Origin of the sequence: Neorhizobium alkalisoli (genome assembly GCF_007829835.1) — a bacterium.
In the GTDB taxonomy this organism is placed as follows: Bacteria; Pseudomonadota; Alphaproteobacteria; order Rhizobiales; family Rhizobiaceae; genus Neorhizobium.
This window is the reverse complement of sequence record NZ_VIWP01000008.1, coordinates 59,221-72,686: the sequence shown is the minus strand read 5'-3', so window position 1 is coordinate 72,686 and position 13,466 is coordinate 59,221. Positions and strand designations below refer to the sequence as shown.

Genomic DNA, 13,466 nt, shown 5'->3' with positions numbered 1-13,466 from the left:
TCAGAGCCTCTCGATGATGAGATCGCCGAAACGGTTGGTTTCGGCTCTGTATTGCGGGGGAACGAGGATGGTGGCATCGCCCTGTTCGACAACGGCCGGGCCATCGATCACATGACCGGCGCCAAACTTGTGGCGGTCATAGACGGATGCCTCATGCCATGCGCCGTTGATGCGGATGCGGCGGCTACCGGCAAGCGCTGCCGATGCCGGACCTTCGCCAGCCTCGATCGTGCGGGCGCTTGGACCGGCAAGATTGCCGGAAACACGGGCGCGGATTTCGAGAATTTCGACGGCGCCATGCGGATCGCAATGGCTGTAGAGCCGTTCATGCTCGGCGTGGAAAGCCTCGGCCAGACGGACGAGATCGCCGTTTTCGACCATCGCCTCATCGAGCGGGACACGCACCTGGAAAGACTGGCCCTGATACCGCATTTCGGCGAAATAGCTGAGACGGCGATCGGTGATCTTGGCGTCATCCACCTGCTTGCCGAGCCATTCATGCGCCTGACCGACGAGATCGGCGAGCGTCGCCTTGAGGCTTTCGGCATCGATCGTCCGGCCATGAACGGAGGCGACGACATCATGCACAAGGCCGGTGACGAGACCGCCCGATGCGCAGAAGACCGAGGGAGTCGGCGGCACCAGCACGCGGCCGATGCCCATTTCCTGCGCCAGAAGCGGGCCGTGCAGAGCCCCTGCCCCGCCGTAGACGACCAAAGTCACGTCTTCCGGATCGACGCCATGGCGGGCGAGATAGGGCATGACGCGGGCGACCATGTTGGAAGTCGCAACCGTGATCGCGGCCTCTGCGGCGGTGGCGGCATCGACATTCATGGCCTGCGCAACCGGCGCAATCGCCCTTTCGGCGGCTGCGACATCGAGCTTCATCTTGCCGCCGAGGAAGTTTTCGGGGTTGAGGTAGCCGCAGATCGCATAGGCATCTGAGACGGCCGGATTGGTGCCGCCATGGCCGAAGCAGGCCGGACCCGGACGGGCACCCGCCGACCGCGGGCCGACCTTCAGCACCTTGCCGTCCATGGCGATCAGCGATCCGCCGCCGGCACCGATCGCCTCGATTTCCGTGACCGGCATGGTCAGCGGAAAATCACCGACTTCGGCTTCGCTGGAAATCGTCGGGTTGGCATCGCGGATCAGCGAGACGTCGGTCGAGGTGCCGCCCATATCGAAGGTCAGGATCTGCGCATCGCCGAGACGCTGGGCCAGATCCTGCGCTGCGGTGACGCCGGAGGCGGGACCGGAGAGAAGCGTCTGCACCGGATAGGCGCGTGCCTCGGTGGCCGCCATCGCGCCGCCATTGGAGCGGGTGATGAACAGGTCGGCATTCGGCAGGCGTTCGTGCAGCCAGGCCTCGATCTCACCGATATAGCTGTTCATCGCCGGTCGGACATAAGCGTTGAGAACGGCAAGGACGGCACGTTCGTATTCGCCGATCTGCGGCCAGATTTCCGACGAGATCGAAACATCGAGCTTGCTGTTGTCACGGATGACGCGGCGGGCAAGCTCTTCATGGGCCGGATTGCGGAAGGAATGCATAAAGGCGACCGCAACGCCCTCGGCACCGGCTGCTTCCGCCTCGCGGATGGCGCGCAGGATGTCTTCTTCCTTTGCCTCGATCCGCACCGAACCATCGGCCCAAAGACGCTCGTTGATCTCGAACACGAGATGGCGTGGCACGAGAGAGGCCGGGCGCTGGTTAAAAATGTCGGTCGGCTGCTTCAGGCGCAGGCGCTGCAGGTTCAGGACATCCTTGAAGCCGGCCGTCGTGAAAAGGGCGACGGGTGCAGCCGATCGCTCGATGACGGTATTGGTGCTGACCGTCGTGCCATGAACGACGAAGACTTCGTCGACTTCGCCGACGCGTTCAAGCAGCTGGGTAAAACCGTTCTTGAACCCTTCGGCGAAATTCGGCGGCGTCGATGGCACCTTGAAGGTGATGTTGATCTCGCCGCCGTCCGGCTTCAAAGCCCAGGCCGTGAAGTCCGTGAATGTCCCGCCAATGTCGATGCCGACCCGCAGCATGATTGAAACCTTTCTTCAGGATGCAGTTCTCCGTTCGCCCGCAAGGGCGTCGAAGCGATGCTTCATTTTCGTTGGTTGCTCGTCAGTTCATTTCAGCACGAAATGTCCGGATGAGACCTCCTCCAGCTGGTTGCCCAGCGTTTCGGGTGAGTATTGATAGGCAATGCGCTTGCGCGCCCGCTCCAGCCGTGGATTGGCGATTGGAACGGCGGACAGGAGCGATTGTGTGTAGGGATGTTGCGGATCGCCGAAGATCGCGGCCGTCGGCCCGATCTCGACCAGCCGCCCCCGCAGCATGACGGCGACGCGCTGGCAGAGATAGCGCACCATCGACAGGTCATGGGCGATGAACAGGTAGGACATCTGCATTTCCTGTTGCAGGTCCTGAAACAGATTGACGATCTGCGCCTGGATCGACACGTCGAGCGCCGTGATCGGCTCGTCGGCGACGATGAATTTCGGGCCGAGCGCCAAGGCGCGGGCAATGCAGATGCGCTGCCGCTGGCCGCCGGAAAACTCGTGCGGATAACGTTCCATGAAGTCGGGGTTGAGGCCGACGCGACGGAAGAGCCCCACAACCTGCTCTCGTCGGTCGGCCTCACTATCGCCGATCCCATGAACGACCATGGGCTCGGCAACGAATTGCCCGACCCGCATGCGCGGGCTGAGGGCGGAATAAGGATCCTGAAAGACCATCTGCATCTTGCGCCGCACGTCTTTTACGCGCGATGCGGGGAGCGAGGTGACATCTTCGCCGTCAAAGGTGACCTGGCCGGCGGTCGGTGCGGTGAGGCCCATGACCATACGGCCGATCGTGCTCTTGCCGGAGCCGGATTCACCGACAAGGCCGAGCGTCTCGTTGCGGCCGACATGAAAGCCGACATTCTTCACGGCATGAAAATCGCTGGCCTTCGAAAACAGGCCGCCACGCGTGCGATAGGTCTTGGTCAGGTCGCTGACCGACAAGAGATGATCGTGACCGGCGCTCATCGGCTGCCCTCCGCATAAGGTGGAAGCTCGTACCAGGCGGCAACGACGTGGCCGGGACTGCCTTCGACGGCGCGAAGCGGCGGCATTTCGGCAAAGCAGCGCTCGGTCGCATCCGGATTGCGCGGCGCAAAGGGATCGCCGACCGGCGGCTTCGAAAGATCCGGCGGCGAGCCGGGGATCTGGTAGAGGCGCTTTTCCGCGTTCTCGTCGAGCGAGGGAACGGAATTCAAAAGGCCCCGCGTATAGGCATTGCGCGGATTATCGAAGATCGCATCGACCGGGCCACGCTCCATGACGCGGCCGCCATACATGACCTGAACCTGATCGGCGATGCCGGCCAGCACACCGAGATCATGGGTGATCCAGATCACGCTCATATCCATTTTCGCGGACAGATCACGGATGAGATCGACGATCTGTGCCTGTACCGTCACGTCGAGCGCGGTGGTCGCCTCGTCGGCGATCAAAAGCTTCGGCTGGCAGGAAATGGCGATGGCGATCATCACGCGCTGGCGCATGCCGCCGGAAAACTGGTGCGGATATTGTCTGACACGGCGCTGCGGCTCGGGAATGCCGACGAGATCGAGAAGTTCTATCGCACGCGCTTCCGCCTGCGCCTTCGAAAGCGGCTGATGGCGCATCAGCACTTCCCGCAGCTGGCGGCCGACAGTCAGGACCGGATTGAGCGCGCTCATCGGATCCTGGAACACGACACCGATATCGCGGCCGCGGATATCGCTCAGTTCCTCGTCGGACAGCGTCAGCAGATCCTTGCCGTCGAACAAAACACGGCCGGTGATCTCACGCTTGACGGTCGGCGGCAGAAGGCCGAGGGCCGCCAGAAAATGCACGCTCTTGCCGGAACCGCTTTCGCCGACGATGCCAAGCGTCTTGCCCTTTTCGAGCGTGTAGGAAACGCCGTTGACGGCATGCACGAAACCGCGGCGGGTTTCGAACCGGACGGTGAGATCGGAGATGTCGAGAAGCGTGCTCATCCCTCAACCCTCCAGATGCGGATCAAAGTAATCGCGCAGCCAGTCGCCGAGCAGATTGACGCTCAGCACGGTCAGCATGATTGCGACGCCGGGGAAAACCGACAGCCACCAGGCCGTCGACATGAAGGTGCGCCCTTCGGCGAGCATCCGCCCCCAGGCCGCATCCGGCGGCTGGATGCCGAGGCCAAGGAAGGACAAGCCGGCTTCAAGCAGGATGATACGCGCAAGTTCCAGCGTCAGCACGACGATGGCCGGCGTCATGACATTGGGCAGGACGTGATGGAAGATGATGCGCAGAGGATGCGCCGCGATGGCACGCGCGGACTGGATATATTCGCGGCTTTTCACCGCCAGCACCTGACCGCGCACCACGCGGGCATATTGCACCCAGCTGGTCAGCGCCAGAACCATGACGAGGTTGTGCAGCGCCGGCCCGAGCGAGGCGATGATGAGCAGCGCCAGAATGGTCAACGGCACGGAAAGCTGCATGTCGACGACGCGCATCAGGACACGATCGACCCAGCCGCCGAAAAATCCGGAGATCAGGCCGATCACGACGCCGAAGACGCCGCCCGTCAGGACCGAAAGTGCCGCGATCATCAGCGTCACGCGGCCGCCATAGATGATGCGGCTCAGGATATCACGGCCGAGCTGGTCGGTGCCGAGCGGATGGGCGCCAAAACCGGACAGGCTGATGGTCGGCGGCTTCAGCCGGGCGAGAAGATCGCCCTTGACCGGATCGGGCAGGCCGAGGACCGGTGCCAGCAAAGCAGCAAGCACGAAGATCGTCAAGATCACGGCGCCGGCAAGGCCTGGCTTGCTTCTGATGAGTGCGGCCAAGAAGGCGTGCAGCATGGATCTTGTCACGGTGCGGCTCTCACTCATGGCCGCCTCCATGGCTGCGGATGCGCGGATCGAGCAGGCTGTAGCCGATATCGACGAGGAGATTGATGAAGACGAAGATCGTCGTGACGAGGCAGACCGCGGCCTGCACCACCGGAAAGTCCTGGGTCTCGATCGACTGGACGATCAGACGCCCGACGCCCGGCCACGAAAACACAGTTTCCGCCACGGCAGAGCCGCCGAGCAGTTCCGCCGTCAGGATAGCCACCATGGTGACGACCGGGATCAGCGCATTGCGGCCGATATGCCAGACATAGATCGTTTTCGGCCGCAGTCCCTTGGCGCGGGCGGTGCGCACATGTTCCTCGCGCAGCACGTCGAGAATGCTGGAACGGAACAGGCGCGTGACGCTGGCGGCAACGAAAGTGCCAAGTGTCATTGCGGGAAGGACGAGATTCGAGAACGATCCGTAACCGCCAGTCGGAAGCCAGCCGAGATTGACGGCAAAAAACATGATCATCACGATGCCGAGCCAGAACATCGGCGTCGCCTGGCCGATCAGGGCGAGGAACATGACAATGTATTCGACAAATGTGTTGCGCTTGATCGCCGCCAGCAGCCCGGCAATGCCGCCGAGCACGATCCCGATGATGATCGCGCTGCCGGCAAGCATCAGGGTTGCCGGCATGCGCTCCAGAACGACCGACATGGCCGGCCGCATATACTGGTAGCTATTGCCGAAATCGCCCCTCACCGCCTGACCGAGGAAATGGACGTATTGCGTCAGGATGGGCTGATCGAGCCCAAGCTGGCTGCGCAATTCGGCCAGTGCTGCGGCAGGCGATCCGATCGGCAGAAGCAGCACTGCGGGATCGCCGAGGACACGGGTGACGACGAAAACGATCGTCACCACGCCCCAGATCGCCAGCAGGCTTTCGCCAATTCGGGTCAGGAGATAATTCGGCATTTTCCCAGTTCCGTTATCGACGCCCGCCTTACTTGGCAGGCGTCACGTCCGAGGCACGAACCCATTCGTCGCCGCGGGCCTGCCACGTGACACCCTTGGAATGGGTATAGGTGGTCGGCTGGCTGAACAGGAACAGGTCGGGCGCCTGTTCGCACATGATCTTGGTGGCGATCTTGTACTGTTCGAGGCGGGCATTGACATCCGTCGTCGAGCGGGCCTTGGCCAGCGCCGCGTCGAAATCGGCATTCTTGAAATAGGATGTCGGGTTGGACGAGTCGTAAAGGCTGAGCAGGCCGTCGGCATCGAGCGTCGGCCAGGCCTGGCCGGTCAGCGCCATGTTACCGAGATCGCCGCCGGCATATTTCTTCGCCCAGGCGCCGAATTCCATTTCGTGGATCTTCGCGTTGATACCGACTTCCGAAAGCTGCTGACCAATGATCTGCGCCAGGTCGCTTGCGGCAAGATAACGGCCAAGCGGCACTTCCAGCTCGACATCGAGCTTGCCGGAAACGCCGGCCGCCTTCAGAAGCTGCTTGGCCTTTTCCGGATCGTAAGGATAGGCCTTCAGATCCGGGTTGAAGCCGAAATATTGCGGCGAGACGAGCTGGCAGGCGCTGACCGTGCTGGCGCCGGCATAGATCGCATCGGCAATCGCCTTCTTGTCGACGGCATAGTTCAAAGCCTGGCGGACTTCGGCCTGCTTGTCGAGCGGGGCCTTCAGCGTGTTGATCTTCAGGACCATCATGCGGCTCGAGTCGATCCAGCCGGCAGCAAGGCCGTTTTCCTTGTTGAGACGGGCGACGTCGGCGACCGGAATGTCGAAGGCGAGATCGACTTCCTTGGCTTCGACGGCCGCCATGCGGGCAGCAGCTTCCGGGATGATGCGCAGCGTCACGTCGTCATAGGCGGGCTTGGCGCCGTAATAATCCTTCTTGGCCTTCAGAACGATGCGGTCACCGGGTGTCGCGCTGACGAGATCGTAAGGACCGGTGCCCATGGCTTCGAGGATCGGGTTATGGGTCTCGGTCCATTTCGGCGCGAGCAGGTAGAACATCGAAAGCTGGGCCGGTAGGGCCGGATAGGGCTTGTCGGTGATGAAGCGGATTTCGGTCGGGCTGACCACTTCGATCGACTTGATCGGATCGAACCACAGCTTGTTGCGGGCCTTGGTGTCGGGGCTTTTTACACGATCGAAGTTCCATTTGACGGCGGCGGCATCGAGGGCCTCGCCATTCGGAAACTTGATGCCTGGCTTCAGCTTGAACGACCAGGTATTGTCATCGACGGCCGCCCAGCTTTCGGCGAGATCGCCCTTCAGCTTCATGTCCGGGCCACGGGTGACGAGCGAGGAATAAAGCTCGCTGATCGTGCTCAAGTCCGTCTGTACGACCTGCGCCTGGGCCGGATCGAGCGAGTTGACGCTGGAGGACAGGCCGATCGTCAGGCTTGCGGCCTCAGCGGACGCGGAGAGGGCAACGAGCGCAACCGATGCGGCAAACGCCGTGCGCAGCATTGCCAGATGCGAGGTGGAAGATGGTCTTGCATGAAATTTCATTTTTTTGTTCCCCTGGTCAGGACAAGACGACCGTTAACGGTAGCCGCAACATTAAAAAGCATCGGCTTATGGAGCAACGCCGCCGCCTCAATACCAGTTATGCAGATTCTGGAACTGCACAAATAATCAGCATATTCAAACAAGAATTTGAAATCGCTAGGGTTTCTTCGCCGACAGGTTCGGGCTCGGCACCGCCGGCCATGCGCCGCTTTCGATCGCTATGCGGATTTCCTCCTGAATGAGGTCCGTCACCGCCTGAACCGCACGCGTATCGCGGCGGTCGCTCGGCAGTGCCAACAAGATCTGGCGCATGATCTTTGGCGTAAGCGAGGTATGCATGAAGCGGCCGGAATCCTCCGGCTTGATCGACGACAGCGGCAGCATGGAAAAACCGATACCGCTCGCCACAAGATCCTTGATGAGCTGTTGCGTATCCGCCTCTGCCCGGACACGAACGCGGATATTGGCTTTCGCAAAAGCGCTTTCCATGATCGGTCGCAGGCCATGCGGCCGGAACGGCAGGATGAAATCGGTGCCTTCCAGATCCTTCACCGCGACGGATTTCATCGCCATCAGCGAACTGTCCAGCGGACCGATGAGGCGCATTTCCTCGAAGACGAGATCAATAACGCGCAGATGCAGATCGCTGCTCGGACCATAGAGAAAGGCGATATCGATCTCGCCGCTTTGCAGCCATTCGATCATGTGGCCTGGATAACCGTCGATAATACGCAGCGAGACGTCCGAAAACTCCCGTGCGACGCGACGCGCAAGCGGGGCGGAGATCAGGTGCGCCAGCGAGGGCAGCATGCCGATCGTCACAACGCCGGAGGCGGACCGCTCCGGTGAGGAGACTTCATGGATCGCAAGCTCGATCTGGCGCACGGGGCCGGCGATCCGGTTCAAAAATTCGTCGCCCGCCTCGGTCAGCCGCATGCCGCGGCCGTGTCGCAGGAAGAGGGGACAGCCGACGGCCGTTTCGAGAAGCTGGATCTGCCGCGTCAGCGTCGATTGGCTGACCCGCAACCGATCGGCGGCCGCGCTCAGCGACTGCGTTTCGGCGACGGACATGAATACCCGCAATTGTTTCAGATCCACGAGAGCCTCGGTTCGGCAGAAATGGGATTTGGGTGGAGCTATATTAGGCCACCAGGAATTCCCATAGCATAGAAGAGGATATTTTCCCGCAGGAGCATTTTCGAACGGCGCGAAAATCGAAAAGGAGCGGGCCGGATGCCCGCTCCATTGCTTGCTCAAAAGCCCAGTCGGCGCGCGTCTTCGGCGAGGAATTGCTGGCCGGTGCGGTTTTTGACACTCGGCAGTTCCGCCACCCGAGCGCGCCAGGCACGCAGGTTTTTGAGCTCCTCTCCGACCGAGAGCCCCGCCGCTTCAGCAAAAGCCAGGCCCGCGAACACGGTAATATCCGCCATCGAGAAATAATCGACGGCAACAAACTCCCTGTTTTCGAGAACGTGATCGAAATAGCGCATGCCCGCTTCCACCGCCTGCCTGTTCCGTTCGGCCCAGTCGCTGCGTCCCTGCCATTCCGGGCTCTTATAGGCCTGCAGTGCGGCGCCGAGGCCCGGGGTTCCATGGTGAAAATAGATGCCGACGGGATCGTTGACCATGGCTTCGGCCCGCCGCTGCATCATGTGGATCAATCCCTTTTCGAGCGGCGTCCTGCCGGTAAAGATCGGATCGCCGTCGAGATTGTCGAGATATTCGGTGATCGCAGTCGCTTCGGAGATCAGCGTTCCGTCATCAAGTTCGAGAACCGGAACAACGCCGGAAGGGTTTTTGTCCAGAAAGGCCTGCTGCTTGTGTTCCGCCGCGATCAGATCGACGGGAACGAATTCAACGTCATTGTCCAATCCCTTGCCGGAAAGGACGATACGAATTCTGGCCGGGTTGGGAAAACCGGAGCGATCATACATCTTCATTTTTCTTCTCCTCAATTGCCTATCTATCGATAGGTAACCTTCTGTACCGTCGTCGCGATGCCGCCGTCAATCATTTATCTATCGATAGATAGGCAAAGTTGAAAAATTATCATGCCCGCGCTATCTATCGGTAGATAAGAGGGCGTGATGGATACCAGAGAACAGATAATGACCGTCGCTCGGGCGATGGTTCAGTCGCACGGCTATAACGCCCTGAGCTTTCGCGAGATCGCCAAGGCAATCGGCGTGAAAAGCGCAAGCATCCACTACCATTTCCCAACCAAGGGAGATCTTGGGGCGGCGCTCGCAGATCGTTATGCGCAAGAAGCGGAACAGGCGTTCGCCCGCCTTTCCCTTTCACCCCAAGACAGGGAAGCAACGATGGCTGCCTATCTGGCACCCTTTCGTGCCGCCCTCCTGAATGAAAACCGCATGTGCCTTTATGGCATTATGGTTGCCGAGCACGATGATCTGCCCGATGAAGTCAGACGTCAGGTCAACCGTTTCACCGAGGTCAATACCGACTGGCTGGAAAGAGTGACCGCAAGTTTTTATCCGAAAGTGCCCGAGGCAGAGCGGCGCGCTCGTGCACTGGCCATGTTTTCCGCGATCGAAGGCGCGCAGCTGATCGCCAGAGGACGTGCAGACATTACCGTATTCGACGCGACGATATCAGCCTATCGAAACGCGGGCCTGCTTCCCTGATACCAGGTTAGGCCGGCACCGAATGTTTTGAAACGGCATCCCGCTGATTGCCGAGCGAAACATCGACAATAGCCTGCAAAATTGCGTCCCGCGCATGGGGAGCCGTCATGTTATGTTCAGTGTCCGATATGATCCGAACAGCAGCATGGTCATAATCGACCGGTTCACGCTTTCCAAACAAGCGAGCCAGTTCATCAAGACCGGCATCGCCTTCAGCAAAAACATGGATCGACGTCACGCCGCGCTGGCTGAGCGCTTCCGCTTGTTGCCGCGCTTTCGTTCTCAACCGGTTCCGAAGAGTGAACCCCACATAACGCGCGCCGGCGATCTGCCTGATCTTGGACATGATCGACAGCACCGAAACACGCCCGAACAAGACATCCTTGAAAAGTTTTGCCGACAGGATGCGCCTGCGATAAGCGGCAATCGAGGACGTGCCGGCATTCATGATCTGCTCGAAGGTCTCTTCCGGATCGATTGCCAGCCGGACGGGATTGATGGCGACAATGCCCTGAATGCGTGGGTCGCATAAGGCGGTCTGGATCGAGGCATAACCGCCACTGCAAAGGCCGCCGACGATCATTGGCCCCAGGTTCAGGCCTTCCAAAGCCTGAACTGCCTCTAGAATGTCCTGGACTTGCGCATCGTCGTAATAGAGCGGCTTGCCGGTTGACTGGCTGTCACCGATACCACTGGTATCGATGCGGAAACTCGCAATACCCATCCTTGCCAGCGACCGTGCAAATGCCACATGCATTCGCCCCCAGCCGATGTGATAGGTGTCCCCGGAATTGACAAGAATGACGGCTGCCCGCGACGGACGCGCCACAGACCTGCAAAGAACGCCGAAAAGGCGATCATTCTGTCCAAACACCAAAGCCGACTCGCGAAAGCCCTCGCCTTCCAGGCCTTGAGCCGTCGGGGCGGCCTCAGCTCCGGATACGGCATCTCCTGGCGCAACAGTTTCCAGAAGCCAGTCACGAACCCGTTCAAAATCACGGATCGGGGCAATGGACGCCTGCTTGTAGCCGGCAAACTCGTCGTAGCCGGCATAATCAAATTCGGTGACGGCGAAACCGATCTTGCGAAGCCGGTGCGGCCAGTCAATGGCAGAACGCGTTTCTGCGCGCGCCACCGTCAGGACGGGTAGGTCATGCAGAAAATGCTCTTCACCAAGCCGTAGAGCGGCAATTTCCTGAGCCAGCGATTTTGCGATGGAGTGGCCGGCGATGTTGATGACATCGTCCGAGGATTGTTCGGCCAGCTTAAGATAGGTACCGATAAGCTTGCCCGACAGATCCAGCTCGCGCAGGCCTGTGCGGCCTTCATTCTGTGGCGCCATCAACACCATGGCAGAGGCCGACAAAGCGCACCCGAAATGGGGTGCAAGCAAACCTCCGACACCATGGCCTACAAGCACAAGTTTCTCTATCTTGTAATTGGTCTTGAGTAGATCGGCCGCCGCGACGAAAGCTTCCTTCCATTGCGAAAAGGAGACCGTGGTTTCCACATCTCCAAGACTGTCCCCCGAGCCCGGCCAATCAAAGCGCAGGCAGGTATAGCCGACATCCGCAAGCATATCCGCGAAACGGCCCCACCCCCGGCGAATCGTGAACTCTTCAAAACCCCAGGCGGGAAGCATCAGCACGCCCGTGGTACCACCACCGTCGTGAATGAAGCCGGCACACGTGCCGAAAGTTATTGGTGTGCCGAATGGGCGTCTCAAGATCTTACATCACAACTGGCCACCGCAATGGGCCGTTCAGCTTGAACTACTAATTCAAGCTGAACGTGTTGGCCACCGCTGACCTTGAAGCTTGGTAGACAAGTCGTTGCCAGACACCTCGCCGGCATCACCGCACAAGACGCGGTGACGTCAGCCAAGTGGACGCGAGCGCTTCCGTGATGTTGTCCGGATGCCCTCAGGACTGCGCGCGGCTTGAACTCGTGACGGACATGGCGTTCAGTGTCTCAAGGTCACGCTTATAGATGTCGTCGTAATACTGGATCGTGCCATCCGCCGTCGGCCATGCGGTGAAATAGGAGACGAAGACGGGGACCTGCTCGGGAACGTCCATGTCCTTCTTCTCGCCACCGGCAATCTGCTCACCCACGAAATCGACCGAAGTCTTCAGAACAGCGGCGGCCATCGCCCGCGGATTTTCCAGGCGCACGCAGCCATGGCTGAACATGCGGTCCTGGGCGGCAAATTTTCCGCGCGCCGGCGTATCGTGCATGTAGATCGCATGCGGATTGGGGAACAGGATCTTCAGCTGGCCGAGCGCGTTGTCGGGACCTGGCGGCTGGATGACGGAAATGTTCTCCAGCGGCTGGGTCCAGTCGACCTTGGCCGAGGGCATTTCCTTGCCCTTGACGGAAACCTTGTAGCCTTCCTTGTCGAGATAGGCCGGATCGCGCTTCAGCTTCGGCAGCATCTCGTTACGGATGATCGATTGCGGTACGCCCCAGTCGGGATTGAATTCGACGGTCTTGATCGACGCGTCGAAGAAATTCGTCTGGTGGTCCTGCTGGCCGATCACCGCCTTCATCGACAGCGTCATATCGCCGTTCTCATGGTAATAGGCCATATAGGCGGGCTGGTTGATGAAAACGTAGCGCTGCGGAAATTCCTTCGGCAACCAGCGCAGCTCCTCCATCGCCACGATCACCTTGTCGATCGAGGCGGCAGCGCCTGCGCCATTGCCGGAATTGCGCAGCCAGTGCAGTTCGGCGGCAAGCTGGGCGAATTTCGGATTGCTCGGCATGAAGCGGTCGAAGATCGGCATCAGATCCGGCAGGCTCGCAAGCTGGCCGATCGTCGCCTTCAGATCCACAGGCTTGCGCTTGAAATCATAATAGTTGGACAGCTGGTTGGGATCGATGCGGCCGCGGAAATTGTCCTGCAAGAACATCAGCATCTTGTTCGACAGCGAGGCTTCGAACAGCGCGAGACCGCGCACACGTTCGGCGGAACCCTGCGGCATGGACTCGTATTCGGTTCCGACGGCGTAATCGCCGGCGTTCAGACCCCAGTCTTCAGCCTGTTTCAGAAGCTTGATCGCCTGAACGGCTTTTGCATTCGGTCCCTTGCCATCGGTCCAGATAAGGGTCGCCTTGGGCTGGGCGTAATAGGCTTCGACGGCATCAGCGATATCGCTGTTCATCGTCAGCGGCAGGCTGCCCATCTCGTGCAACACCTTAGCCTGATTGGCGGCGACGGGATCGAACAGGGCTGCAAAACCGGACGGATCAGCCTTGGAAACGATATGGGCGGGGCGACGGGCCGGCGCCGGATAAGTCTTTGGCGCGGTGGCAGCCGTAGCCACGGCCGGCGTCTGAGGCGGCTGCGCCTGTGCGGCGATCGCGCTTGCCGAAAAGGCCAGCGCGCCGACCAGCGGCAAGATCACGCGAGAAGACGAACCCTTTTTCAT

The 13,466-nt window shown here is 60.3% G+C and carries 11 protein-coding genes; 1 reads left to right on the top strand and 10 read right to left on the bottom strand.

The genetic code is table 11. From position 1 onward, the window contains the following. The 8 genes from FHW37_RS25245 to FHW37_RS25210 form a co-directional block, all read right to left on the bottom strand. A complete protein-coding gene (locus FHW37_RS25245) occupies positions 1-2,040 on the bottom strand; it encodes a hydantoinase/oxoprolinase family protein (RefSeq protein ID WP_145641400.1) in 2,040 nt (679 codons plus the stop codon). Positions 2,041-2,127: 87 nt separating this feature from the next. Further along, positions 2,128-3,030 (bottom strand): ABC transporter ATP-binding protein, encoded by a 903-nt coding sequence (locus FHW37_RS25240; protein ID WP_145641398.1) that lies wholly within the window; start codon positions 3,028-3,030, stop codon positions 2,128-2,130. Continuing rightward, positions 3,027-4,025, bottom strand: a complete 999-nt coding sequence (locus FHW37_RS25235; RefSeq protein ID WP_145641397.1) for an ABC transporter ATP-binding protein — start codon at positions 4,023-4,025, stop codon at positions 3,027-3,029. Before FHW37_RS25235 ends, FHW37_RS25240 begins: the two co-directional genes overlap by 4 nt. A gap of 3 nt (positions 4,026-4,028) precedes the next feature. After that, the gene (locus FHW37_RS25230; RefSeq protein ID WP_246690899.1) at positions 4,029-4,910 is read right to left on the bottom strand and encodes an ABC transporter permease; all 882 of its coding nucleotides are present in this window, start codon (positions 4,908-4,910) and stop codon (positions 4,029-4,031) included. Then, entirely contained in the window at positions 4,903-5,835 is a 933-nt protein-coding gene (locus FHW37_RS25225) for an ABC transporter permease (RefSeq protein WP_145641395.1), read from the bottom strand. Before FHW37_RS25225 ends, FHW37_RS25230 begins: the two co-directional genes overlap by 8 nt. Before the next feature lie 28 nt (positions 5,836-5,863). Then, positions 5,864-7,390, bottom strand: coding sequence for an ABC transporter substrate-binding protein (locus tag FHW37_RS25220; protein ID WP_145641393.1), 1,527 nt, complete (start codon positions 7,388-7,390; stop codon positions 5,864-5,866). A 156-nt stretch (positions 7,391-7,546) separates the two neighbouring features. Continuing rightward, positions 7,547-8,488: a LysR family transcriptional regulator gene (locus tag FHW37_RS25215; protein WP_145641392.1), complete on the bottom strand. Its 942-nt coding sequence runs from the start codon at positions 8,486-8,488 to the stop codon at positions 7,547-7,549. Positions 8,489-8,643: 155 nt separating this feature from the next. Continuing rightward, the gene (locus tag FHW37_RS25210; RefSeq protein ID WP_145641390.1) at positions 8,644-9,330 is read right to left on the bottom strand and encodes a glutathione S-transferase family protein; all 687 of its coding nucleotides are present in this window, start codon (positions 9,328-9,330) and stop codon (positions 8,644-8,646) included. A gap of 147 nt (positions 9,331-9,477) precedes the next feature. Between FHW37_RS25210 and FHW37_RS25205 the strand changes: the two genes are divergently transcribed. Beyond that, a complete protein-coding gene (locus FHW37_RS25205) occupies positions 9,478-10,035 on the top strand; it encodes a TetR/AcrR family transcriptional regulator (protein WP_145641388.1) in 558 nt (185 codons plus the stop codon). Between the two features lie 7 nt (positions 10,036-10,042). Here FHW37_RS25205 and FHW37_RS25200 read toward each other — a convergent pair whose 3' ends face one another. Beyond that, complete coding sequence (locus FHW37_RS25200; RefSeq protein ID WP_246690911.1) at positions 10,043-11,677, bottom strand: alpha/beta fold hydrolase; 1,635 nt, start codon at positions 11,675-11,677, stop codon at positions 10,043-10,045. Positions 11,678-11,957: 280 nt separating this feature from the next. Further along, positions 11,958-13,466, bottom strand: coding sequence for a L,D-transpeptidase family protein (locus tag FHW37_RS25195; protein WP_145641385.1), 1,509 nt, complete (start codon positions 13,464-13,466; stop codon positions 11,958-11,960).